Below are 23,600 nucleotides of genomic sequence, written 5' to 3'. Positions count from 1 at the left end.
TCAGCGCGGCGCCTCGGTGCGCTGGATCAGGTCGGCGACGATGCTTTCCGCCGCGCGGCCTTCGATCTCGGCGGCGGGGCTGAGCAGCATGCGGTGCCGCAGCACGGCGATGGCGAGCGCCTTGACATCATCCGGGATCACATAGTCGCGGCCATCGAGCGCGGCGCGGGCGCGGGCGGCTCCTGCCAGCACAACGGCGGCACGCGGGCTGGCCCCGGCGGCAAGATCGGCGCTTTCGCGCGTCGCCCGCACAAGGCGAACGATGTAGTCGACGATGGTTTCGGACATCGTCACCGTGGCAACCGCGGCGACCGCTTCGGCGATGGCATCCCCGCCGGTCACCGCGCTGACGCCGAGCGCCGCCGGGCTGGGCGCACCGCGTCCTGATCCATAGCGCGCGACGATCTGCGCTTCCTCTTCCGCGCTTGGGTAATCGACCAGCAGCTTGAACAGGAAGCGATCAAGCTGCGCTTCGGGCAGCGGATAGACGCCCTGGCTTTCGATCGGGTTCTGCGTGGCGACGACCATGAAGCGATCCGAGAGGGCATAGGGTTCGCCATCGAGCGTCACGCGGCGTTCCTGCATGGCTTCGAGCAGCGCGGCCTGCGTCTTGGGCGGGGTGCGGTTGATTTCATCGCCCAGCACCAGTTCGTGGAAGATCGGCCCGCGCGTGAGGGTGAACTGGCTGGTCTGGAAGTTGAACAGGTTGGAACCGAGGATATCGCCCGGCATCAGGTCCGGCGTGAACTGAATCCGCCCGAAATCGAGGCCGAGCGTGGTGGCGAAGCTCTGCGCAAGAAAGGTCTTGGCGGTGCCCGGCGGACCTTCGAGCAGCACGTGGCCGCCCGCGAGCAGCGCGATCAGCAGGTGATCGACCACGCTGTCCTGCCCCACCACGGCCTTGGCCACTTCGGCGCGGATGGCACCGGCCATGGCGCGCACGTCTTCAAGAGTCATTCGGTCAGGTCCTTTTCAAGGCGTTGCAGGGCGGCGGCGCGCTGCACCACATCGGCAGGGCGGCGCGCGGCGCGGAGGCGGGCGGCGAGTTCGGACCAGCGCGGACCGGTCGCGGTGAGGCGGGCTTGCACGCGATCGATCGCGGCGTCGGTCTCTTCCGGCGGACGGCCGCGCGGCAGACCCAGCGCATGAACCAGCCGTTCCCGCGCGGCATCGGCATAGGGCCCGGCAATCAGGCGCACACGTCCGGCGCGGCGGATGAGGCCAGCGGTGTTGCGCACCAGCACAGTCTTGCCGAGCGGTATCTCGCGACCCGCAACCCGTGGCGGGCCGAAGCGGTTGAAACTGCGCCAGCCGGCAGCAAACAGCGCCATGAAGAAGCACAGCGTGGCAGCAAGGAAGGGCGGCTCGAAGGCGAGCGTGAGCAAGTTGCGGCTGGCGCCCAGACCGTTGAGCGTGAGGTCGAAAGTGACTGCCACAGGGCGACCGCCTGCCGCTGCAAACACGAGGCGGCGGGCCATCAGGCCGGTCTGCTTGTCGGCAAGCCCCCAGTTGTCGAGCAGGTCCGGCTCGAACACGAGGACGACCGGATACCTCCGGGCGAAGTCGTCGTTGGCGTCCTCCTCGTCCGGATCGGCATCGGCACGGCGCCCCAGCCCTATCCAGTGTTCCAGCGCCGGGTTGCTGCCATCGCCGCTGAGATAACCGGCAAGCGTCCGTCCGCCCTGCGTTTCGACCAGCGCTTGAAGGCCGGGGCCGGTGCCGTACTGGACCGTCTTGTCATCCGGCAGCGGACCGCGCAGGTCGGCAAAGGCACTGGAACCCGTCCAGCCATGCGCCGCGCCAGACACGAAATCGAGGCTGACGTCGTCGTGATAGCCCTTCCAGTCGGGCGGGTTGGTCCCGCTGACCCGGGTCCAGCCGCGCTTCGTCAGCGGGTTGCTGAAATCGGGGAAGGCCACCCACTTGGGAGCGACGATCAGCGTGGGGCCGATCATGCGCCGTGCCGCGACGATCTCGGCAATGTCGCTGCCCTTCGCGTCAGCCGGTGGGGTCAGCACGAGCAGGCCTGGCTGTTTGAGCGCGTCCTTGCTGCGCGCGCGGTGTACCGAGATCCCGTCGGCCTCAAGCATCGCCGCAAGCCCGGCATAGCCGTTGAGCCCGCGCCCCGCAGCGTGGCCACCGCCGTTGTTGGTCGCCCCGCCGCCAGCGCCGATCCAGTAGAGCACGGCGATAAAGGCGAGCGCGCCGATCAGTACGATGCCGAGCGTGGTGCCCTTGCCGAACGTCCTGTCGCTCACCGCTTGCCCTCCAGATTCTGGAGCGCGAAGGCGGCATAGGCCTCGCGCGCGCGGTGCCAGTCGTCCGCGGCCAGCGCGCGCAGCGCGTAGAGGCTGCGCTCGACCTCGCGCGCGATCAGCGTGAAAGCCTGCCTTGCGGTGGCCGGAAGGTCGGGGATCAGGCCAATCTCGCGCGCGGTGCTCGAAGGGGAAAGCCAATCGGGCTGCGCGGCCGCGATGTGGTGGACACTGCGCTGGAGCAGGAGGTGGACTGCCTCGTCAAACCGCCCCTCTGCGGCAAGCGCATCGGCATCTTCGAGCAGGGCAAGCGCCGCGGCCCGGTCGATCACCGGCGCCGATGGAGCAGGGGCTGCCATCGCGCGGGCGAGACGCCAGCGCTGGAACAGTGTCCAGGCGATCCACGCCGCGCCCGCCACGGCCAGCAGGGCCAGCAGAATCTCGACCGCGCTCCAGCCTGTGCCAAGCCACTTGCCCAGCGGTTCGAACAGGCGCGCCAGAAAGCGGAAGAGGGCCTTCAGCCATTCGGGTGGGTCTGCCTTGGGGGGATTGTAGGGCGGCAGCGGCGTATACTGGATCTCGCGCATCGCGCGCGCCGCTTCCCAGGCCTGTTCGCCTGCACTGGCGCTGTCCGGTCCCGGTGCTCCTGCCACGTGGCAAGTGGTCGCATGCCCTGCCCGCCGGGAGCAAGCGATTATCGCGCCGGTTTGGTGCCCGAGAGGTCAGCCCCGCGCGCGTTCCAGCGGATAGGTGCCGAGGATGCGCAGGTCCTTGGCGAAGAAGGTGAGCTCCTCCAGCGCGCGGTCGACCGCCGGTTCCCCGGGAGCGCCGACGATATCGGCAAAGAAGGCCGTCGCGGCAAAGCTCGCGCCGCGCTGATAGCTCTCCAGCTTGGTCATGTTGACCCCGTTGGTCGCAAAGCCGCCGAGCGCCTTGTAGAGCGCGGCGGGAATGTTGCGCACTTCGAAGATGAAGGTGGTGATCGCGGGGCCGGTGATCGTCCTGAGTTCAAGCGGCTCGCGCGCCAATGTCACGAAGCGCGTCATGTTGTCGTGCGCGTCCTCGACGTTTTCCTCGACGAGGGTGAGGCCATAGAGTTCGGCAGCGATGCGCGGCGCGAGGGCGGCGGCGGCGGGATCACCCAGTTCGGCGACATAGGCGGCGGCGCCGGCGGTGTCGGCATAGGACATCGGCACGATGCCCCGCTCGCGCAGATAATGGCGTGATTGGCCGAGTGCCTGCGGGTGGCTGTAGGCGCTGGTGAAGGGTCCGGTGCCGAGGCCCATCAGACAGGCATGGATCGCCATGAAGTGCTCGCCGACGATCGACAGGCCGCTTTCGGGCAGCAGGAAGTGGATATCCGCCACGCGGCCGTGCTGCGAGTTTTCGATGGGGATGATTGCCTGCCCCGCGCGGCCATCCTTCACCGCTTCCAGCGCATCCTCGAACGAGAAGCACGGCAGCGGCAGGCAATGCGGCAGCGCTTCGAGTGCGGCGCGGTGCGAATTCGCGCCGGGTGCGCCCTGAAAGGCGACCGCGCGCGCCGGATCGGCGGCAGCGGCCTCGGTCATTTCGGCAACGAGGCGGGCGGCGGGGGCGGGGTAACTGGCCATGGACCGAGGCGCTTAAGCCCCCGGACCAAGACGGGCAAGGCGCTTTCGCAGTGGCAAAGCCAATGCGTCTAAGCGTTTCTAATCGGTCAACCTATTGCAATCACTCTTGCGCGGGCGCGGGGGCGTGACTAGAGCGGCGGCGAAATTTCGTGCGGGCACGCGGGTCCGCGCACACTCCATATGGGGCTCGGAATGGACGATCGTTTCAATACCATTGCCGGTTGGACCTTGTTCGGCGGCATCGTTGCGCTGGGGCTTTCGAGCCTTTCGGGCCACTACTTCCTGGCCGACAAGGAAAACCGTCCGGAAAAGATGGGCTACACGATCGAGGGCGTCGAGGCTGAAGGCGGCGAAGGCGCCGCGGCGGCTGAACCGATCGGCATGCGCATGGCCAAGGCCGAAGTGGCCAAGGGCGAAGCGATCTTCGCCAAGTGCAAGGCCTGCCACGTGGCCGCGCAAGGCGGTGCAAACGGCATTGGCCCGAACCTGTGGGGCGTGGTCGGTGCAGCCAAGGCAGCGCATCCCGGTTTTGCCTATTCCGATGCGCTCAAGGCCAAGGGCGGCAATTGGGACTTCGCCAGCCTTGATGAATGGCTGACCTCGCCCGCCAAGTTCGCCACCGGAACCAAGATGTCGTTTGCGGGCATCAGCGATCCGATGCAGCGCGCCGATGTGATCCTGTACCTCAACGCCCAGGGCAGCAACCTGCCGCTTCCCGCTGCCGAGGCTGCGGCTGCCGCACCCGCGGCTGATGCCGGCGCACCGGCTGCCGATGCCAGCGCGGAAGCGAGCGAAGCCGCCAAGTAAGCGCTCGGGCCGGAATCAGAAAAGGCCCCTTCGGCCGCGCAGTTTGGCGCGGCCGAAGGGGCCTTTTTCATGTCTGGCGTGTGTTTGGATCAGTCGACCATTTGCTGGACGAGCTGCCGCAGTTCCTGCGCGGTCAGGACCGGCGAAGTCCGGCGGGCTGGCACCTGACTGCGATTCGCGGGAGACAGGCGGTGGCCAGACAGCGGGATGTGGCTGATCGAGGCAGAGTAGGGGGTGTTCACATTCGGTGTCATGGCAATCCTTGGCGCGGTCATTGCGCCGATTTCGGGAACAGCGACCCTCACGCGGCAGACTCAGTCTGCGCGCTGGTTGTGACGGTCTGATGTCGTAATGGTGGCGCCGGAGCGCGCGGCGTCAGCGCCGCTTGCGCATGGCTCCACCAGCGCCGCCGCCGGCGACTTTCTCGCGGAAGACGATGCGGCCCTTGGACAGGTCGTAAGGCGTCATTTCCACCTTCACGCGGTCCCCCACGATCGAGCGGATGCGGAACTTGCGCATCTTGCCCGCGGTGTAGGCGATGATGCGATGCTCGTTTTCGAGCATCACGCCAAAGCGGCCGTCGGGCAGGATCTCGTCGATCTGGCCGTCGAGGGTGATGAGGTCTTCCTTGGCCATGGCTCAATCCGCCTTGCGGCGGGCGGGAGCGATGGCGGAACGGATACTGAATTCGGGCATCGGGACCCCTTTCACAAATGCAGGATACGCGGCTGCAGACAGTGCAACCGGTGCTGGTGGCGTGAGAGGGGAAAATTCGGCCCGGAACACGGATCCGGTGCGGGAAAATCCGTCGCAGGCGACGTTAGCACAATTGATATGGGTGGAATGTGCCGGGAAGTCAATAACTCCCCGGCATTATTCCTGCCAAGGCGTTCTACAGGCTCGTGATCTTGTACGAACCTTGTCCGCCTGGCACGAGGACATAGGGCGACTTGAGCTTGGCCCGAAGGTTCGAGGCGAGCACCTTGAGATAATTGTACGACATCTCGTCGTTGCCGTTGCTCAGTTCGGTGCGCAGCTTGTAGTGCGACACCGGCTCGCCCAGGCGGGTGGCGAGCAGCGTGAGCAATTGCCGCTCGCGCTTCCCGAGCAGATGCAGGTGCGCAATGCGCTCGAGCGAACTGGCCAGTTCCTGCTCGGCCCGGGCCTGATTCGCTGCGGCGCGGTAGCGTGAAAGGATCGCGGCGCAACGGGCGGCGGCTTCTTCGGGGCTCATCCGCGCGCTGTCGAACACGTCGTCGAAGCCTGCGTTCAGCGCCTTGGCGCGCTTGCTGGCGAGACTGCCATGCATCAGCGCGACCTTCACCTTGCGGGCAAGAATGGGTCGGTTGATGCGCAGGAAGCGCGCCGCGCGCACCGGGTCGTTGCCGCCGATGATCAGGGTTTCGTAGTCCTGCTCGGCAATCGAGAGGAACCGGGTTTCAAGATCGACGAAGGTATGCTGCTCCAGCGTGGGAAATGCGCCGAGCAGCCACGCATCCCGCGCATCGCGGTGCAGATCGTTCATCGAAAGATAGCGGATTTGGCCGGGGATGGCGTGCATGAGGTGCCGATCATCGGAAGGGGAGGCGATAGTGGACAAGAGCGCCTCCAGCGGCATTAGCGCGGCAACCGGATTCCCGGTCTGATGCATGGGCCATTCCCCATTCGAACTATAGGGACTCATATACGTCCATAGTGGATGGATTGTTCCATGGCGCTTTCCGGTCTGTAGGGGTTGGCGGAGCCAATCCGCTGCAGGCAGCGGCTCTCTTGGACGTAAGATAAACATTACAAGGTTGGACTTGCAGCCATATCAGAGGTTAATGCCCAAATATGTCTGTGGCCGCAAAAAATTCTGTTTTTCAGTGCTACCGGACTGCGGAAGTAAAATCTTCGGCGGTTGGCGATGAAGAGTCGCGGTTGCAATCCAATCAAATTGGATATCAAAAAATCTATAACTTTAATTATAAATCTAGGACGCGAAATCGTCTTCCGCCTTGTGACGCAGCCGTACACGCAGACCGCTATCGTCGATGATCAGCTCGTTGAAGCCAGCGGGAGTCGCGCGCAGGCGCTGCGAGAGGGTGCCGGCGCCGATCATGCGCACCGGGCCATGCTCGGTCGGGTGCTGGATATCGAAGGCATCGTGGACATGGCCGGACAGCACCGCCAGCACGCGGCGCTGGGCCAGTGCCGCGAGCGCGCGGGTGCCACCACGCGTCAGCGCCTTGCCGCGCGTGCCGGTCTCCACCAGCGGGTGATGGCAGGCGACGAGCGCGCGGATTCCGGGCGGAAGAGCATCAATGGCCGCGAGGCATGCGGCAAGGCTGCTCGGTCCGACCCGCCCCTTCGACCAGTTCAGCCGCAACTGCGCGCGCGCCGTGGTCTTGAGCGGCACGATCGCGAAGCCGGGCAAGGCGATGCCGTGGTTCACCGCCCCCTGTAGCCAGCGGTAGCGGCGGTAGGGATCGAGGAAGCGTTCGGCGAGGTTGAAATAAGGCAAGTCGTGATTGCCCACCTCGACCGTCACCGGCACGCCGAGCCGCCGGATCCACTCTGCCGCAGCGGCAAACTCGCGGTGTCGCGCGCGCATGGTGAGATCGCCGGTGATGGCGACCGCGTCGGGTCGCTCACGCGCAACGCAATCCGCCACCCACTCCAGCGCGGCCTTGTCTTCAAGCCCGAAGTGGACATCGCTGATGTGGAACAGGCGGATCATGCGGCGCGCTTTACACCCGTCCGGAGAGGATTAGCCAAGCCGAAATCGCGTTGAGCAGGCTGTAGGCGAGATAGCCCAGCGCCCCCCACGCAATTCCTTCGGAAGCGAGCAGCAGTCCAGCCACGAGCATCAGGAACTCCACGACGAGCGACAAGCGGCTGCTCAGCGCGTGATAGAACCACGGCAACTGATCAAGCAGGGGATGGCCCGACTCCATGATCGCCCGGTGCAGCGCAAAGTTTCCGACGCCGAGCAGGAAGATGATCAGAATCGCCATGCACCATCAAGGATAGGGTTGTGGGCGCCCGCTGTCACGCCGCCCGGCGGCTTGCCTGTCGCTCGTGGAGCCGCATCAGTCGTTGGTCGGGCGGGCTGGCGGTTTGTCGGCAAGATGGGCGGCCCGGTCGAGCCTGCCGCGCAGACCTCACCAGAATCACTTAGCAGAATAGGCATGCGGCGGTGGCGCGGTTCCCCAGATGGACCGGCCAGCCAGCCACCGCTCGACACGAAAATCTGCAACCCGAGCTGAAGGAAACTGCCATGTTCAAGAACGCCCTGATCGCAACTGGCCTCGTCGGCCTGGTGTTTGCTGCCCAGCCTGCTTTGGCTCAGACTGCGGCCAATCCCGACCTCGTCGTGCAGCAGCGGATGGTCCAGTATGCGGACCTCGATCTCTCGACGGCCGATGGCCAGTCGAAACTCGACGCTCGCCTGCGCCACGCCGCTGCGGCGGTCTGCGATGCCAGCTACGGCCCGCACCCGCTCAGCGAAGCGATGGAATCGCGCCGCTGCTATCGCAACGCGGTCCAGTCCGCACAGCGCGCCATGGCCGCTCGGGGCGTGACCAGCGGCGCCGTCAAGGTCGCCGCACGCTGAGCCGAAGGAATACCGAAAGGTGTGACGCAGCCGGCCATCCAGTCCCTGCCGCTGCCGACCTCTAGGGTCGCTGCCCGATCGACACTCTCTGCCCCCGGGGACCGATCAGGCGGCGGCCCGCCTTTTCTGGAAGACCTTACTTGGCGGCGCGCAGATGGGCCGCGGTGCTGCCCTTTTCAGCTTCGATATCCGACCACTCGCGCCACATCAGGTCCGCACCCTCGAGCACGCGATCATCGTGCGCGCGGATGGTGATCGGAAGGATCGGCATCCCGTCGCGGCAATCGCACAGCACCGGGTTCGCGGGGACATTCATTTCCCACTTCTCGCCCCACTGGCGCAGCGCCAGCATCGCGGGGAGCAGGTCCATGCCCTTGGGTGTCAGTCGGTACTCGATGCGGCGGCGATCATCGGCGCAGTGTTCGCGCTTGAGGATTCCCGCCTCGACCAACCGCGAAAGGCGGTTTGACAGGATGTTGCGCGCGATGCCAAGGGCGTCGAGGAACTCCTCGAAGTGGCACACGCCGTTGAAGGCGGCCCTCAGGATCATGAACGACCATCGTTCCCCCATCGCTTCCAGAGCGCAGGGTAGGCCGCAAGCGGCGAGATCGGCGAGGGCTTCGCGAAGTTTTCCCATGACGCTTTGTGACATACCTCAATCTGCAGGGCAATGTAAGTTTCTAGTTGCAACTCGAAACCTAATAAAGTAGGTATCGATTCGCAACGGAAATCGCATCCTCTCCACCCGGCGGTCCGGGGCAGTGCCAGACGGCAGCTGACCGGACCGCCAACCCCGCAGTTTCCGGGCACATGTTGTCAGACAAGAACGCAAGGGGAAGTATCATGATCGCCATCCGCAACAGCGCCGTTCGCCAGCTCATTCCGGCCGTGCTCGCGCTCGTCGGCACCGCCGCGAGCTTCGCGGTCACCGCCACGCCGGTCCGCGCGGCCGATGCCAATTCCTATTATTCGGTGACGCTCGCCGCGCCGGTCGCCAAGCCCGCCAAGCTGATGCTGGGCGATGTGCTGTGGAACTGCGCGGGCGACACCTGCTCGGCTGGCCAGGACACCGCCCGTCCGGTCGTGGTGTGCACCAAGCTCGCCGCCAAGGTCGGCACCATCAGCAAGTTCGCCACGCCGAAGGGCGAACTCGCGGCCGAAGACATGGCTCGCTGCAACACGCCCAAGGCCTGAGCCAACCCGATCCCACGTCTCTTCAGCGCGCGCCTTCCACCCACACCCTGAAAGCGCGCCCCTGACACGGCTGCGGAACAGTTCCCCTGGACTGCCCGCAGCCGTTTTTTTGTGGCTGACGCGCCTGCGGGCCGCGCCTATGCTGCTGCCGATGCTGCGTTTCCTGTCCGCCGCCGCGCTGATCCTTGCGCTGGTCACGTCCCCGCTCGCGGCCGCACCGCAGGCGCCTGCCGCGCCCGATGCCGCGCTGAAGGCAGACTTGCACTGCGCCGCCGCCTTCGCCATTGCCGCTTCCGAGCAGGCGCGCGGAAGTGCCGCCGCGTTGGCCCTCCCGCCGATGGCCGTGCGCGGCAAGCGTTTCTTTGCCGATGTCGGCGCGCGTGCGGTCGAGCAGGGCGGGATGACGCAGACCGCGGTGCGCGATCTCCTCGTCGCCGAAGTGGCGGGCATGCAGCGCCGCGCGGCGGCAGACCCGGACAAGGAGCTGGCTGCCGAAGTGAAGCCCTGCCTTGCCCGACTCGACGCCGCCGTGCCGCCGCTGCAGACGCCGGACCTTGCGCAATGCGCGGCGATCCTGACGCTGGCGTGGGAGGAGGAGCGCGCCAAGGGGCCGGACAGCGCCGCCGCTCGCGATTTGCAGACCCTCGCCCAAGTGCTCACCACACGCGCCCGCGATGCCCGGATTGCGGCGGGCAAGACCGGGGATCAGGCCGATGCGGCGGTCGAGGCCGCCCGCGATGCCATGCGCGCGGAAGCCGCAAGCCGCCCCGATGGCGTTAACAACTACGACATCGCGCATTGCTACGATCTCGCCGCGCCGGACGCGAAATCGCACTACTAAAGCGCTGCGATTGCGGTAGGTTGCGCGGCGCGGATTGGCTTTGGGAGGGCTGGGCGTGGAAGCGGTGCTGATCCTGATCGTGGGGCTCGCGGTCATTTATCTGGCGACGGGGATCCGCGTCGTCCGGCAGGGCCATGTCTATACGATCGAGCGGCTGGGGCGATATGCGCTTGCTGCACAGCCGGGCCTGCATTTCATCGTGCCGTTCATCGACCGCGTCGGGCACAAGGTCAACATGATGGAGCAGGTGCTCGATATTCCGGGCCAGGAGATCATCACGCGCGACAACGCGATGGTCGGCGTCGATGCGGTGGTGTTCTTCCAGGTGCTCGACGCGGGCAAGGCGGCCTACGAGGTCTCCAATCTCTATGTCGCGATCATGCAGCTGACGACGACGAACCTGCGCACGGTGATGGGCTCGATGGACCTCGACGAGACGCTGTCGAAGCGCGACGAGATCAACGCGCGGCTGCTTTCGGTGGTCGATCACGCGACCTCGCCGTGGGGCGTCAAGATCACCCGCGTCGAGATCAAGGATATCCGCCCGCCCGCCGATATCTCCAACGCCATGGCCCGCCAGATGAAGGCCGAGCGCGAGAAGCGCGCGCAGATCCTTGAGGCCGAAGGCTCGCGCGCCTCGGAAATCCTGCGCGCCGAGGGCGAGAAGCAGGCGCAGATCCTCGAAGCCGAAGGCCGCCGCGAGGCCGCGTTCCGCGATGCCGAGGCGCGCGAACGTGCGGCGGAGGCGGAAGCGCGGGCGACGACGGTCGTCTCGGAAGCCATCGCCGCTTCGGGCACGCAGGCGCTCAACTACTTCGTCGCGCAGAAATACGTCGAGGCAGTGAAGGAGTTCGCCACCTCGCCCAACGCCAAGACCATCCTCTTCCCGATCGAGGCGACGCAGCTGGTCGGCGCGCTGGGAGGGATCGGCGATCTGATCAGCGACGCCGTGGGCAAGCCCGGCGGACCGCCGCCGCCGCCCGCTGGCCCCCGCGTCCCGCGTGTGGTGCCGACGCCGCCTCCGCCCCCGCCGGTGCAGGGCTGAGGCCATGGCCGAAGTGATGCAGCTTTTCGGGCTTCATTGGGGCTGGATGGCGCTGGGCGTGGCGCTCGCCATCGCCGAGATCGTCGCGCCGGGCTATTTCCTGATCTGGCTCGCCGCCGCCGCGTTGCTGACGGGGCTGGTCGCCGCCACCGTGCCGATCGGGCTCGAGGCCGAGATCATGCTGTTCGTCGTGCTCTGCGCCTTGGCGCTGGCGGCGGCGCGGCGCTGGGTGCAGCGCCATCCGGTGCAGAGCGCCGATCCGATGCTCAATGATCGCGGGGGTCAGATCGTCGGCCAGAGCGTGGTCGTGACTCATGTGATCGAAGGCGGCAACGGGCGAGTGCGCCACGGCGATACCGAATGGCTCGCGCGCGGGCCCGATGCGCAGCCGGGCACGCGGATGCGCGTGACGGGCGCCGATGGCACGGTGCTGCTCGTCGAACATCTGCACTGAGGCCCGCTTGCAGGGCGCATGAGGCTTTCCCATATTCGCGGCTGCGGCCGAACCCGATCCAGAGGATATCCCCATGCCCGACAAGATGAACCTGACCGATGCCGAATGGCGCGCGCGGCTCTCGCCCGAGCAATACCAGGTCCTGCGCCAGGGCGGCACCGAGCGGGCGTTCACCGGCAAGTACGAGAAGAACAAGCTGACCGGGCAGTACCACTGCGCCGGCTGCGGCGCGCCGCTGTTCGAAAGCGCGACCAAGTATGACAGCGGCTCCGGCTGGCCTAGCTTCACCGCGCCGGTCGAGCCTGACGCAGTCGACGAGCACCGTGATACCAGCCACGGCATGATCCGCACCGAAGTGCGCTGCGCGCGCTGTGATGGGCACCTCGGCCACGTCTTCCCCGATGGCCCCGGGCCGACCGGCCTGCGCTATTGCATGAACAGCGCCGCGCTCGAGTTCACGCCGGAAGACTGACGACAAAGCCGGCCTGAGGTTTGTCCCCGATGCATTCGTATCGCGCGGGTTAACCCTGTGTTCGGAATCGCCTATGCATCAGGCGCCGCGAAGAGGCGCGCCCGGCAGGGGAACCGCGCGCGCCGCATGAGGGAGCTGATGCAAAGCTGATGGCCAGACGGGATTTCCCCAACCGTTCCGGTTCGGAGCGTTCGTCCTCGCGGCGGCAACGCGATCCGCAGGAACCTTCGTTCATCGCCCGCTGGCTGCGCCGCCTTGCTGTATGGGGCGGGGCAGTGTTCCTGCTCGCTGCCATCTCGCTGGCCGTGGCGGTGTTCGTGACCGAGCGCTCGCTGCCGAGCTATGAGCGGATGAAATCAACCCAGACCGGGCAGACCATCGTGGTCCGCGCCAGCGACGGGTCCGAGATCGTCACCCTGGGGCCGAGCTATGGCCGCTGGGTGCCCTACGAACGCATTCCGCAGACGCTCAAGGACGCGATGATCTCGGTCGAGGACCGGCGCTTCCGCGATCACTGGGGCGTCGATCCCATCGGCATCGTCCGCTCGGTGATGGTGCGCATCCAGACCGGGCACTGGAAGCAGGGCGGCTCGACGATCACGCAGCAGCTGGCGCGCAACATCTTCCTCAACAACAGCCGCACCTTCGATCGCAAGATCCGCGAGGCGCTGCTGGCGATGGCGATCGAGCAGAAGTTCACCAAGGACCAGGTGCTCGAGCTCTATCTCAACAAGGTCTATTTCGGCGGCGGCGCCTACGGCGTCGATTCCGCCGCGCGCAAGTTCTTCGGGCATTCGGGAGAGCAGCTGAGCCTTGCCGAAGCCGCGATCATCGCTGGCCTCGTCAAGGCGCCGTCGCACTATTCGCCAACCGCCGACGCCGCGGCAGCGGTCGACCGCGCCAAGGTCGTCGTCCAGACTATGCAGGAAGCCGGGAAAATCACCCCCGCCGAAGCCGCCGCGACCGACTTCAAGACGGTCAAGCTGGCCGACGAGCAGGGCCAGAACTCGGCGCGCTATTTTACCGACTGGGTGCTGCCGCAGCTCGATCTGCTGCTGCCCGACAACGACCAGCCGATCGAGGTGTGGACCACGCTCGATCCCAACGCGCAGCGCGCCGCGACCGACGCGATCCAGGCCAATGTGCCCAAGGGCGCGCAAGGGGCGCTGGTCAGCCTCGACCGCGACGGGGCCGTGCTCGCAATGGTCGGCGGCACCGACTACGTCACCTCGAACTACAACCGCGCGGTCAATGCGGTGCGCCAGCCGGGGTCGGCGTGGAAGCTGTTCGTCTATCTCGCCGCGCTTGAAGCGGGGTACACGCCGGACGCCAAGGTCAAGGACGAACCCGTCACCATCGACGGCTGGAGCCCGCGCAATTCGGGCGGGACCTACGCTGGCGAAATCGATGTGCGCAGCGCCTTTGCCTATTCGAAGAACACCGTGGCGGCGCAGCTCGGCAACGAAGTGACATTCGCTGCGGTCGCGCAGATGGCGCGTCGTTTCGGCATTACCACGCCGATCAATACGCTGCCTTCGATGGTGCTTGGAACATCCGACGTGCGCGTGATCGACATGGTGCGCGCGTTTGCGGCGGTGCAGGCCAAGGGCACGGCGGTGACGCCCTATGGTATCCGCAAGATCACCTCCACCGAAGGCGAAGTGCTCTACAGCCACCGGCCCGATCCGGCCCAGCAGCTGGTGCCGAACTTCGTCGCGGCCGGGATCACCGACCTCCTGCAATCCGCCGTGAGCATCGGCACCGGGCGCGCCGCCCAGATCGGACGGCCGGTCGCTGGCAAGACCGGCACGACCAGTTCGAACAAGGACGGCTGGTTCCTCGGCTTCTCGAGCGGGATCACCACCGGTGTGTGGATGGGCCGCGATGATGCGCATCCGGTGCCCGGCCTGCAGGGCGGCACCGCACCGGCGCGCGCTTTCGCCGCCTATATGAAGATCGCCACCGCCAAGCGCCCGCCCGAGAAGTTCGACACCGATCTCAAGCTGCCGCTGTGGCAGCTGGAACCCGATGACGAGGTGATGCAGGCCAATCCGGATGGCTATTTCTTTGCCGATCCCGATGGCAATATCATCGAACCGGGCGCGCAGAACCGGGCGCCATCCGGGGATGCGGTCGTGCCGGGCGGCGAGCAGGGCGTTGCCGTGCCGGACGGTCCTCCGGCAGCGGGCGACGATTTCCTCAATCGCGCCACCGGCAGGCAGTCTGATCCGGCGCGGCCCCGGCCGAAGCCTGCGGCCACGCCAAAGCCGAACTGATCCCCGTCAGGCGTCGCGGGCGAGCACCTTGCTCCCCGCGATGCCGACGAGGAACATACCCAGCGCCAGTGTGTTGGGCACGAGGTTGAGCCCGAAGCCGGTCGCGACGGACAGCGCGCTGTCGAGCGCATACCACGCCAGCATGCCGATGGTGGCGGCGCGCCACAGCGGTTGGCCTGCGCGCCCCATCGCGATCGCCTGACGCATGACCAGCCCGAACATCACCATCCAGCCGAGAAACACGCCGCCGAGGATGCCGATCATGAACCGGCCGGCAGGCGTGAGGTCGGCGGGCGGTCCCATGCTGGTGAGCGCCATGCCGATGCGCAGCGGTGCGTCTGTCGCGGGCAGAGCGCCGCCTGCGACAACCAGTGCGAACAGGACCATCGAAACCAGCCAGAACTGAAACCAGGCTTGCCAGAAGGGGCTCATGCAGGTGCTCTCCTCGTTGTTGGTTGGCTTGGTGGCAGAGATGGCTGCGGCCGATCAATTACCTCACAGGTTATTGATGCACCGGCTTCTGCCTGCGACATTCCAGCCATGGACATGCACACCGACGGATTCCCGCGCCTCCTGCGCGAATGGCGGCAGAAGCGACGCTGGTCTCAGCTGGACCTTGCGCTGACCTCGGGCGTTTCGCAGCGCCACATCAGCTTTCTTGAATCCGCGCGGGCCAATCCCAGCCGCGCGATGATCCTGCAGCTGAGCGAGGCGCTCGAAGTCCCGCTGCGCGAGCGCAACTTGTGGCTGACGGCGGCGGGGTTCGCGCCGCTCTACCGCACGCGCACGCTTGATGATCCGCAGATGGCGCAGGTCATGGGCGCGGTGCAGATGATGCTTTCGGCGCACGAGCCCTATCCCGCGCTGGCGCTCGACCGGGCGTGGAACGTGCTGATCGCCAACCGGCCGTTCGAGGCGCTGACCGCCATGCTCGGCGCCGATATCTGGGAGCGCGTGAGCGGACCCGACAGCGGCGGCGAGCGCAACATGATGCGCCTGTTCTTTCACCCGCAGGGCATTCGCCCGCTGATCACGAACTGGCCTGCAGTCGGCCCGCTGCTCTGGCAACGCGCGACGCGCGAGGCGCATGAGCTGGGCGGGGCGGACATGCAGGCGGTGCTCGACGAGCTCGCGCCGTTCCAGGGGCCCGAGATCCTGTGGTCGGCGCTGGACAGCGCCCTGCTGCCGGTCGCTCCCTTCAAGCTGGCGCTGGGCGATCAGCGCATCGCGCTCTTCGCAGTGATCGCCACGTTCGGCACCGCGCAGGACGTCACCACAGACGAGCTCCGGATCGAGACGCTGTTCCCCGCCGATGCCGAGAGCGAGGCGCTGTTCCGGGCGCTTCCCCTGCCTGCGGAACCGGCGATTTACTTGCCGCAATAACGCCTGAGGTAATTGGCAGCATTCGGGAGCCGGTCCATTCTCCCTCCTGCGGCGCGCAGGACACAGGGAGAGGACCGATGACCCCACTCGAAACCGTCAAGGCCTTCATGAAGGCGATGGAGCCGCTCGATTACGACACAGCGCTGCAATATGCGGCGGATACCTGCGAGTACACGAACCCGCCGCCGATCGGCACCGTCTCCGGCCCCGCCGGGATCCGGGCGGTGTTGGAACCGTTCTTTGCGCCGACGCTGGAGAACCAGTTCGTTATCCTGCGTGAACTCGCTGCCGGTTCTACAGTGATACTCGAACGGCTTGACCGGCACCGGCTGGCAGAAAAATGGGTCGAGCTGCCGGTGACCGGCGTCTTCGAAGTGCAGGACGGCAAGATCACCTACTGGCGCGACTATTTCGATGCGGCGACGATCCTGTCGCAATGGCCGACCGGCTGAGCACAAACGAAAAGGGCTGGCGAACCCGCGTCCGCCAGCCCCTTTCCTGATCTTGCAGAACGATCAGCGGATGCGGATCGGCAGATAGAGCGCCGGCTGGCCGCGACGCTGGATGCGCAGCAGTACCGCCTCGCGGTTCTCGGCCTTGGCCTGCCGCACGATCGCTTCGAGGTCGGCGGCACTGGCCACCGGCTTGTAGTTGGCAGACAGCACGATGTCGCCGCGCTGGAGGCCCTTGGCCGCCGCGTCCGCCGAATCGTCGACAGCGGTGATGACCACGCCCTTGGTGTCCTCGCTCGCGCCGAGCTGGCGGGCGATCTGCGGCGTCAGCGGGATCGCCGCGATGCCGAGCGCCTGCTGGACGACCGGACCGGCGGGCTTGCTCGGCTTGGCCTTGCCGCCGAAGCCGTCGTCGTCGCCGCCCTGCTGGGCATCGGGATCGAAGGTCTGCTGGGCAAGCTCTTCCTCGCTCGGCCGCTTGCCGACGATGGCTTGCACCGTGAGGCGCTGGCCGTTGCGGATAAGATCGATCGGGATGCGCTTGCCGGGCGTGGTGTTGGCGACGATGAACGACAGCGTCTGGTCCGGCGTCACGTCCTTGCCGTCGACGCGCACGACCACGTCGCCCGGCTGCATCCCGGCCTTGGCGGCGCCCTGCCCGGGCTCGACCGACTGGATGAACTCGCCGCGGTTCTTGGCAAGCCCGAGGCTGGCGGCGAGATCGTCGGACAGCTGCTGGATGCGCACGCCGAGGTAGCCGCGCTCGATCGCCTGACCGGTGCGCAGTTTCTCGACGATGGGGGCGGCGATCTCGGCGGGGATAGCGAAGCCGATGCCGACGCTGCCGCCGGTGGGCGAGAAGATCGCGTTGTTTATGCCGATCACGTTGCCCTGCATGTCGAACATCGGGCCGCCCGAGTTGCCCCGGTTGATCGACGCGTCGGTCTGCAGGTAGCGGTCATAGGCCGAGCCCGAGCCGGTGTTGCGATAGACCGCCGAGATGATCCCGCTGGTCACCGTGCCGCCGAGGCCGAACGGATTGCCGATGGCGATGATCCAGTCACCCACGCGGGCGTGGCGCGAATCGCCGAACTTCACGAACGGGAAGGGCTTGGGTCCGGTGATCTTGAGCACCGCGAGGTCCGAGGCGGCATCGCGGCCGACGAGCTTGGCGGGATAGTCGGTACCGTCGGTCATGGTGACGGTGATCGATTCGATCTCGCCCTGCCCTTCGGCGGTGATCACGTGATTGTTGGTCACGACATAGCCGTCGGCCGAGACGAGGAAGCCCGAACCCAGCGACTGCGCCTCGCGCGTCTGCGGCTGGCCGCCCTGACCGCCGCCGAACAGGTCGCCGAAAGGCGTTCCGGCGAAGGGATTGTTGTTCTGCACCTTCACGCGCTGGCGGGTCGAGATGTTGACCACCGCCGGCTGGAGCTGCTGGGTAAGGTCGGCAAAGCTGGCCGGGGCGCCGCCGCGCGGGACGACCGATTGCATCTGGGTAGGCTCGTTCTGCGCCACCTGGGCTCCCGCCGGGAAGCCCGTCGTCAGGGTCAGCGCGCTACCGGCGAGGAGCAGCGCCGTAGTCACTCCATAAGCGTATCGCACGTGGCAATTCCTCTTCATTTCAGCGGCGGTGCGCGGGAGCCCGCGCATCAGGTCCCCGTCCCGATTCCGCGTGCCCAGCTTTCACATGGCGGCGCCTGAACCGGGATTGAATAACATATTCGGCCAGCGTCCGGTGCGGTTACTTCCCGCCCTTGAACTGGCGCAGATAAGCGTTGTCGGGCGACAGCACGATCGAGGTGCTGTTGTCCTTCTGCGAGAAGGTATAGTCGTAGCTCTTCATCGCGCGGTAGAAGTCGTAGAACTCCGGGTCCTTGCCGAAGCTCTCCGCATAGACCTTGGCGGCAGTTGCTTCCGCCGTCGCCTGGATGATCTGCGCGTTCTTCTGGCCCTCGGCGCGGATTGTCGCGGCTTCCTGCTGGCGCGCGGTGGCCATGCGGGTAAACGCGGAATCGAGCGGTGCACCGTCGGGCAGGTCCGCCCGCTTGATCCGCACGTCGATCACTTGCGCGCCATATTCGCGCGCTTCCTTGTCGAGCCCCTTGCGGATGTTGACCATCGCCTGCCCGCGGTCCGCCGTCAGCAGCGAGCCGAAGGTGCGCTTGCCCAGTTCCTGACGCAGCACCGAGTTGAGGATCGGCTGGAGCTGTTCGGCCACCTTGTCCACGGTCCCGGCGGTCTCGTACATCTTGACCGGATCGATCACGCGGAAGCGCGCGTAGGCATCGACTTCGAGGCGGCGCTGGTCTGCCGAAGTCACCTGCTGGCGGTCCATCTGCACATCGAGCACGCGCTTGTCGATGCGGACAACCTGCTCGATGAAGGGGATGCGCAGAACGATGCCCGCGCCCGTCTGGCCGAAATCGGCATTGGGGCGGAAGCGGTTGACGACGCGGTTGGGCTCGCCCAGCCGGACGATCACCGCCTGCTCCTGCTCGCCGACCACGGTGACGCAGCTCACCAGCACGACGAGGGCGACGACGACCGCAATCAGCGCGGCCTTCTGTTCCTGCCACAGGCGGATCAGGGTCTGTTCCATCTCAGCGGCGCTCCCCACCATTGGCCCCGTTCACGGTCGTATCGGCCGGCGGGGGTGTCTGCCTGATCCCCGGCAGCGGCAGGTAGGACATGACCCCCGGCGTTTCGACGATCACCTTGTCGGTCTTGCTCAGCACGCGCTCCATCGTGTCGTAATACATGCGCCGCCGAGTCACTTCGGGGGCGAGCTTGTACTGCTCGTAGACCTTGTCGAACGCGGTCGCCTCACCCTGCGCGCGCTGGGTGATCTGCTGCGCATAGGCTTCGGCGCGGTTGATATCGCTCTGCGCGTCCTGCTGGGCGGCGAGCACTTCCTTGAAGGCATCGACGACCTTGGCCGGCGGGTCGGTCTTCTTGATCTCGACACCCTGGATCTTCACGCCCGAGCGATAGGCGTCGAGCACGCGCTGCATCCGCTCGCGCACATTGGCCTCGATCGCGGCGCGGCCCGAACCCATCGCGTCGTTCAGCGTCACTTCGGCAATCGACTGGCGCATCGCGGCCTCTGCCACTTCCTTCACGGTCTCCGCCGGCTGCGCGAGCTGGAAGGTGTAGAGCTTGAGGTCCTTGATGTTCCAGCGGACAAGATAGGTGAGGTCGACGAGGTTCTGGTCGCCCGTGAGCATCAGTCGCTCGCCATCGCCTTCGGGGATGGAATCGCGGCGGATCGAGGTGACGTCTTCCACCGTCACGGACTGGATCGGCCAGGGCAATGTCAGCGAGACGCCCGAATCGATGGTATGGCTATAGGCACCGAATGTGCTGACGATGCCCTTTTCCTGCGGTGACACGCGGTGGACCATCGTCGCGCCAAGCCAGAGCAGCACGACAAGACCGATCGCAACCGGCACCCACGAGCCGCCACCGGGGCGCTGGGGCAAGCGGAAGCCGGGGCCATTGCCGCCGCCCCCGCCACCGGCGCGGCGCTTGAACAGGTCTTCGAGGGTCTGCCCGCGGCGCCCGTCGCCCGAGGAGGGCGGCAGCCACGGATTGCGCGGGCCATTGCCGCGTGGAGGCGGCGGGGTGCTGTCGGGCGCGGAATCGCCGCCGTCGCCCGCCGGTTCGCCTGAAGGCTCTCCGCTCCCCGTATCACCAGCGCCCCAGGGGCTCTTCTTGCCGGCCATGGCCAGACCGATCCGCGACATTCGTCCACCGAAAGAAATCATGGAGGGGACTATAGGTACGCTCTGCGGTTAAAAACAGTGTCTCACTGGGAAAATTCGCCGGTTGAAATGTGCGTCCGTTCCACGGAAGCACAGCGGGCAGGTGCCGCCTTCCACGAGAGTGGAAAAGACTCTAGGGGACGACCGACAGGGCAAGAACGGGACAGCGGCATTGAGCCTCGATCAGACAGCGTTGGAACAGGCCGTCCGCATGGCCGCAGGCGCGCGCATGCAGACGGTGAAGGCGGATGGCGAGACGGCCTCGATCATCCTCGAAGTGAGCGGGCTGGACCGCGCTGGCCGCGATGCGCTTGAGGCCAAGGTGAAGGAAGCGGCGCGCGCTGCCGGCGCCGCCGAAGTGCGCGTGGGGATGACGGCCGAGAAAGTCACGCGGCGGATTGTCGCGGTGGGATCGGGCAAGGGCGGCGTCGGCAAGTCGACGCTGTCCGCCAACCTCGCCGTCGCGATGGCGAAGCTGGGCCGCAAGGTCGGGCTGGTCGATGCCGATATCTACGGCCCCTCGCAGCCGCGCCTGCTGGCGACCGAAGGCCGCAAGCCCGAGGCGGAGAACCAGAAGATCCACCCGGTGCAAAGCCCGTGGGGCGTGCCGATGCTCTCGATGGGCCACCTCGTGCAGCCCGGGCAGGCGATCGCGTGGCGCGGGCCGATGGCGGGCAATGCGCTCGGCCAGCTGATCGATGCGCATTGGGGCGATGCCGAGATCCTCGTCGTCGACTTGCCGCCGGGCACGGGCGACGTGCAGCTGACCATGCTCCAGAAGCACAAGCCGGCGGGCGCGGTGATCGTCTCGACCCCGCAGGACCTTGCGCTGATGGATGCCGCGCGCGCGATCCGCCTGTTCGAGCAGGGCGACGTGCCGCTGATCGGCATGGTCGAGAACATGTCGGGCTACGTCTGCCCGCATTGCGGCGAAAGCAGCGATCCGTTCGGCCAGGGCGGCGCGGAAGCCGCAGCCAAGACGATGGGTCTGCCCTTCCTCGGCCGCGTGCCGCTCAATCTCGCAATCCGCCAGTCGAGCGATGCGGGTGAGCCGCCTGCCGCCGGGAACGGCCCCGAAGCGGCGATCTTTGCCGGCATTGCCCAGCGCGTGCTCGACTGGCTGGACGCGCAGAAGGGATGAGGCTGACCCGGCGCGGGCTGCTGATCGGCGCGGGGGGCGCGGGTGCGCTGCTCGTCGCTTTCGCGCTCTCGCCGCGCCGCTATGCCAGCGCGCTCGTCGCCGGACCGGACGAACATGTGTTCGACAGCTTCATCCGCCTCGCCAAGGATGGCGCGATCAGTGTCGCCGTCCCGGTGTGCGAGATGGGGCAGGGCATCTCGACGCTGCTGGCACAGGTCGTCGCGGTCGAACTCGGCGCGGACTGGAAGCGCGTCGGGGTGGAGCCGACGCCGCCGAGCCCGATCTACGGCGATCCGGTGCTCGCCGCGCGCTGGGCGCCGCTGTGGCAGTCGCGCTGGCAGCCGCGCTTCCTGCCCGCGCTGGCCGATACGCCCGACGACTGGCTCGCCCGCACCCATGCCGAGCGCGAGCCGATGATGATCACCGCCGAAGGGACCGCGCTCGCCGCGTTCGAGGCGCCCTTGCGTGCGGCGGCGGCGGGCCTGCGGGCGATGTTGATGCAGGCGGCGGCGGCGCAGTGGAATGTCGGCTGGGAAACGCTCGATACCGCCGGGCATTACGTGGTGAACGGCAAGCAGCGCCTCGCATTCGCCGCGCTCATCCCGGAGGCAGTGACGTACGATCCGCCGGAGCCACCCGCCCTGCGCGCCGAACCGCCGAGGGAGCGCCCCGGCCAGTTTCCCGAGGGCGCAAGGCCGCGCTACCCTCGGCTCGACTTGCCCGCCAAGGCCGATGGCAGCTTCGTCTATGCGGGCGATGTGCGCGTTCCGGGCATGGTTCACGCCGCGATTGTCCACGGACCGCAGGGCGATACCGTGCTTTCCAGCTTCGACCGCAAGGCGGCGGAGGCAGTTCCCGGCTTGGTCGGCGTTGTCCAGTCGAAGCGCTGGGTCGCGGCGGCTGCGAAGACCTGGCATGCCGCACACAAGGCGGTGCTGGCGATGGAGCCGCGCTTCCATGCGGCGGGGCGGATCGCGGATTCGTCCGCGCTCGATGCGCGGATCGACACCGCGCTGCGCAAGGGCGCGGCAACCCGCTTGATGGCGGAAGGCGATCCTGACCCGCTGCTCGCCAAGCCCAGCCTCACCGCGCGTTATGATATCGAGCCCGCGCTCCATGCCCCGCTGGAAACCGCGACCGCGACCGCGCGGCTCAGCGGGGGCAAGCTCGAGTTGTGGCTTGCGACACAGGCACCCGAACTGGTGCGGCGGCAGGCGGCCAGGGCGGCGGGCGTCTCGCGGCGCAACGTGGTGGTCTATCCGATGCACGCTGGCGGCAGCTTCGATGCGCGGCTCGATGCGCGGATCGCGGTCGAGGCGGTGGAGATCGCCAAGGCGCTGGGCCGCCCGGTGCAACTGATGTGGAGCCGTTGGGAGGAGGCGCTGGCAGGCTACCCTCGCACGCCGGTCTCCGCACTGCTCTCCGCCTCGATCGGCCCGGACAAGCGCCAGCTGCTCGGCTTGCGCACGCGCATGGCGCTGCCTGCCACGGCTATCGAGGCCGGCGCGCGGCTGCTGGATGGTGCGGACGCCATGGACGCGCAGGCGGCCGCCAAGGATCGCGCCGATCCGCTCGCCTGCGAAGGGGCAATGCCGCTCTATGCGATCCCCGAACGCGCGGTGGACCACGTGCCCGTCTATCTGCCGCTGCCCACGGCGCGCTATCGCGGCAATGCGCATGCCTACAGCGCGTTCTTCACCGAGAGCTTCATAGACGAGTGCGCGCATTTCGGCGGGGCCGAGCCGCTTTCCTACCGCATCGGCATGCTCACCGGACAGCCGCGCCTTGCTGCCTGCCTTGTCGGGGCGGCGCGCATGGCGATGTGGGGCGGCGGGGCGGATGCGTCCGGGCAGGGCATCGCCTGCCACCGCATGGACCTCGCCGCGCCCGAGGGCCCCCGCAGCGGCTTCATTGCCGTGGTGGCGACGGCGCGGCAGGAGGAAGGCGCGATCCGGGTCGACCAGTTGACCGCGCTGCTCGACATCGGCCGCATCGTGAATGTCGACATCGCGCGCCAGCAGGTCGAAGGCGGGATGCTGTTCGCGCTCGCGCAAGCCATCGGCGGCAGCACGGCCTATGCTGCTGGTCTGCCCACGGCGGGCCGCCTTGCACAATTGGGCCTGCCGCTGCTTGCCGATTGCCCCAAGGTTGATATTGCGTTTGCCGAGTCGGACGAGCAACCGTTCGATCCCGGCGAGCTGGCGACCACAGCTGTCGCGCCTGCCATTGCCAACGCGCTGTTTTCTGCCACAGGACTGCGCTTTCGCCGTCTCCCCCTGCTTTCTGAAGGCCTCTGATCAGCGCC

The 23,600-nt window shown here is 67.1% G+C and carries 26 protein-coding genes; 12 read left to right on the top strand and 14 right to left on the bottom strand.

What is annotated here, in order from left to right:
* The 4 genes from NDB2M1_RS13140 to NDB2M1_RS13125 all read right to left on the bottom strand — a co-directional run bounded on the left by NDB2M1_RS13140 (position 1) and on the right by NDB2M1_RS13125 (position 3,868).
* Positions 1-957, bottom strand: coding sequence for an AAA family ATPase (locus tag NDB2M1_RS13140; protein WP_072382940.1), 957 nt, complete (start codon positions 955-957; stop codon positions 1-3).
* The gene (locus tag NDB2M1_RS13135; protein ID WP_072382937.1) at positions 954-2,258 is read right to left on the bottom strand and encodes a hypothetical protein; all 1,305 of its coding nucleotides are present in this window, start codon (positions 2,256-2,258) and stop codon (positions 954-956) included. Before NDB2M1_RS13135 ends, NDB2M1_RS13140 begins: the two co-directional genes overlap by 4 nt.
* Positions 2,255-2,908: a hypothetical protein gene (locus tag NDB2M1_RS13130; RefSeq protein WP_253185877.1), complete on the bottom strand. Its 654-nt coding sequence runs from the start codon at positions 2,906-2,908 to the stop codon at positions 2,255-2,257. Before NDB2M1_RS13130 ends, NDB2M1_RS13135 begins: the two co-directional genes overlap by 4 nt.
* Before the next feature lie 69 nt (positions 2,909-2,977).
* Positions 2,978-3,868, bottom strand: coding sequence for a prephenate dehydratase (locus NDB2M1_RS13125; RefSeq protein WP_072382934.1), 891 nt, complete (start codon positions 3,866-3,868; stop codon positions 2,978-2,980).
* A gap of 192 nt (positions 3,869-4,060) precedes the next feature.
* Here NDB2M1_RS13125 and NDB2M1_RS13120 point away from each other — a divergent pair, with 192 nt between their 5' ends.
* Entirely contained in the window at positions 4,061-4,675 is a 615-nt protein-coding gene (locus tag NDB2M1_RS13120) for a c-type cytochrome (protein ID WP_072383234.1), read from the top strand.
* Between the two features lie 89 nt (positions 4,676-4,764).
* On the opposite strand, the gene NDB2M1_RS22660 is transcribed toward NDB2M1_RS13120, so the two are convergent.
* From NDB2M1_RS22660 to NDB2M1_RS13100, 5 genes are all read right to left on the bottom strand, one after another.
* Positions 4,765-4,917 carry a hypothetical protein gene (locus NDB2M1_RS22660; RefSeq protein WP_171955390.1) on the bottom strand — a complete coding sequence of 51 codons (153 nt, stop codon included), beginning with the start codon at positions 4,915-4,917 and terminating at the stop codon, positions 4,765-4,767.
* A 133-nt stretch (positions 4,918-5,050) separates the two neighbouring features.
* The gene (gene infA, locus NDB2M1_RS13115) at positions 5,051-5,311 is read right to left on the bottom strand and encodes a translation initiation factor IF-1 (protein WP_054122754.1); all 261 of its coding nucleotides are present in this window, start codon (positions 5,309-5,311) and stop codon (positions 5,051-5,053) included.
* Between the two features lie 256 nt (positions 5,312-5,567).
* A complete protein-coding gene (locus NDB2M1_RS13110; RefSeq protein ID WP_072382931.1) occupies positions 5,568-6,326 on the bottom strand; it encodes a winged helix-turn-helix domain-containing protein in 759 nt (252 codons plus the stop codon).
* 321 nt (positions 6,327-6,647) lie between these two features.
* On the bottom strand, positions 6,648-7,394 hold the full coding sequence (locus NDB2M1_RS13105; protein WP_083554845.1) for a metallophosphoesterase family protein: 747 nt from the start codon (positions 7,392-7,394) through the stop codon (positions 6,648-6,650).
* 10 nt (positions 7,395-7,404) lie between these two features.
* Positions 7,405-7,671, bottom strand: a complete 267-nt coding sequence (locus NDB2M1_RS13100) for a hypothetical protein (protein ID WP_054122752.1) — start codon at positions 7,669-7,671, stop codon at positions 7,405-7,407.
* Positions 7,672-7,934: 263 nt separating this feature from the next.
* On the opposite strand from NDB2M1_RS13100, the gene NDB2M1_RS13095 reads away from it, so the two are divergent.
* Entirely contained in the window at positions 7,935-8,270 is a 336-nt protein-coding gene (locus tag NDB2M1_RS13095) for a UrcA family protein (RefSeq protein WP_054122751.1), read from the top strand.
* 136 nt (positions 8,271-8,406) lie between these two features.
* Here the strand turns inward: NDB2M1_RS13095 and NDB2M1_RS13090 are convergent, their stop codons facing one another.
* Positions 8,407-8,907 carry a winged helix-turn-helix transcriptional regulator gene (locus NDB2M1_RS13090; protein WP_054122750.1) on the bottom strand — a complete coding sequence of 167 codons (501 nt, stop codon included), beginning with the start codon at positions 8,905-8,907 and terminating at the stop codon, positions 8,407-8,409.
* Positions 8,908-9,113: 206 nt separating this feature from the next.
* Here NDB2M1_RS13090 and NDB2M1_RS13085 point away from each other — a divergent pair, with 206 nt between their 5' ends.
* The 6 genes from NDB2M1_RS13085 (at position 9,114) to NDB2M1_RS13060 (ending at position 14,552) form a co-directional block, all read left to right on the top strand.
* Positions 9,114-9,464: a CC_3452 family protein gene (locus tag NDB2M1_RS13085; protein WP_072382929.1), complete on the top strand. Its 351-nt coding sequence runs from the start codon at positions 9,114-9,116 to the stop codon at positions 9,462-9,464.
* Between the two features lie 139 nt (positions 9,465-9,603).
* Entirely contained in the window at positions 9,604-10,305 is a 702-nt protein-coding gene (locus tag NDB2M1_RS13080; RefSeq protein WP_072382927.1) for a hypothetical protein, read from the top strand.
* A 55-nt stretch (positions 10,306-10,360) separates the two neighbouring features.
* Positions 10,361-11,350, top strand: coding sequence for an SPFH domain-containing protein (locus NDB2M1_RS13075; RefSeq protein ID WP_072382925.1), 990 nt, complete (start codon positions 10,361-10,363; stop codon positions 11,348-11,350).
* Positions 11,351-11,354: 4 nt separating this feature from the next.
* Positions 11,355-11,804: an NfeD family protein gene (locus tag NDB2M1_RS13070; protein WP_072382924.1), complete on the top strand. Its 450-nt coding sequence runs from the start codon at positions 11,355-11,357 to the stop codon at positions 11,802-11,804.
* 73 nt (positions 11,805-11,877) lie between these two features.
* Entirely contained in the window at positions 11,878-12,276 is a 399-nt protein-coding gene (msrB, locus tag NDB2M1_RS13065; RefSeq protein WP_072382922.1) for a peptide-methionine (R)-S-oxide reductase MsrB, read from the top strand.
* 149 nt (positions 12,277-12,425) lie between these two features.
* Entirely contained in the window at positions 12,426-14,552 is a 2,127-nt protein-coding gene (locus tag NDB2M1_RS13060; RefSeq protein ID WP_072382920.1) for a transglycosylase domain-containing protein, read from the top strand.
* 6 nt (positions 14,553-14,558) lie between these two features.
* Here the strand turns inward: NDB2M1_RS13060 and NDB2M1_RS13055 are convergent, their stop codons facing one another.
* Positions 14,559-14,984, bottom strand: a complete 426-nt coding sequence (locus NDB2M1_RS13055) for a hypothetical protein (protein WP_072382919.1) — start codon at positions 14,982-14,984, stop codon at positions 14,559-14,561.
* A gap of 108 nt (positions 14,985-15,092) precedes the next feature.
* On the opposite strand from NDB2M1_RS13055, the gene NDB2M1_RS13050 reads away from it, so the two are divergent.
* Together NDB2M1_RS13050 and NDB2M1_RS13045 are read left to right on the top strand one after the other, a co-directional pair.
* On the top strand, positions 15,093-15,935 hold the full coding sequence (locus tag NDB2M1_RS13050) for a helix-turn-helix domain-containing protein (protein ID WP_054122742.1): 843 nt from the start codon (positions 15,093-15,095) through the stop codon (positions 15,933-15,935).
* Between the two features lie 77 nt (positions 15,936-16,012).
* Positions 16,013-16,387, top strand: coding sequence for a limonene-1,2-epoxide hydrolase family protein (locus NDB2M1_RS13045; protein WP_054122741.1), 375 nt, complete (start codon positions 16,013-16,015; stop codon positions 16,385-16,387).
* 63 nt (positions 16,388-16,450) lie between these two features.
* On the opposite strand, the gene NDB2M1_RS13040 is transcribed toward NDB2M1_RS13045, so the two are convergent.
* The 3 genes from NDB2M1_RS13040 to hflK all read right to left on the bottom strand — a co-directional run bounded on the left by NDB2M1_RS13040 (position 16,451) and on the right by hflK (position 20,136).
* Positions 16,451-18,013: a Do family serine endopeptidase gene (locus NDB2M1_RS13040; RefSeq protein WP_171955399.1), complete on the bottom strand. Its 1,563-nt coding sequence runs from the start codon at positions 18,011-18,013 to the stop codon at positions 16,451-16,453.
* Positions 18,014-18,134: 121 nt separating this feature from the next.
* Complete coding sequence (gene hflC / locus NDB2M1_RS13035) at positions 18,135-18,992, bottom strand: protease modulator HflC (protein WP_054122740.1); 858 nt, start codon at positions 18,990-18,992, stop codon at positions 18,135-18,137.
* 1 nt (position 18,993) lies between these two features.
* The gene (gene hflK / locus NDB2M1_RS13030) at positions 18,994-20,136 is read right to left on the bottom strand and encodes an FtsH protease activity modulator HflK (RefSeq protein WP_253185876.1); all 1,143 of its coding nucleotides are present in this window, start codon (positions 20,134-20,136) and stop codon (positions 18,994-18,996) included.
* A 388-nt stretch (positions 20,137-20,524) separates the two neighbouring features.
* Here hflK and NDB2M1_RS13025 point away from each other — a divergent pair, with 388 nt between their 5' ends.
* Both NDB2M1_RS13025 and NDB2M1_RS13020 read left to right on the top strand, forming a co-directional pair.
* Positions 20,525-21,295 (top strand): Mrp/NBP35 family ATP-binding protein, encoded by a 771-nt coding sequence (locus tag NDB2M1_RS13025; RefSeq protein ID WP_231625051.1) that lies wholly within the window; start codon positions 20,525-20,527, stop codon positions 21,293-21,295.
* Positions 21,292-23,592, top strand: coding sequence for a xanthine dehydrogenase family protein molybdopterin-binding subunit (locus tag NDB2M1_RS13020; RefSeq protein ID WP_072382917.1), 2,301 nt, complete (start codon positions 21,292-21,294; stop codon positions 23,590-23,592). The genes NDB2M1_RS13025 and NDB2M1_RS13020 overlap by 4 nt, the downstream gene beginning before the upstream one ends.
* The last annotated feature ends 8 nt before the right edge of the window (positions 23,593-23,600 follow it).

Origin of the sequence: Novosphingobium sp. NDB2Meth1 (assembly GCF_900117425.1) — a bacterium.
Taxonomy (GTDB): domain Bacteria; phylum Pseudomonadota; class Alphaproteobacteria; order Sphingomonadales; family Sphingomonadaceae; genus Novosphingobium.
Note: the sequence above shows the minus strand (reverse complement) of the source record. Positions and strands in the feature narration are given on the sequence as shown.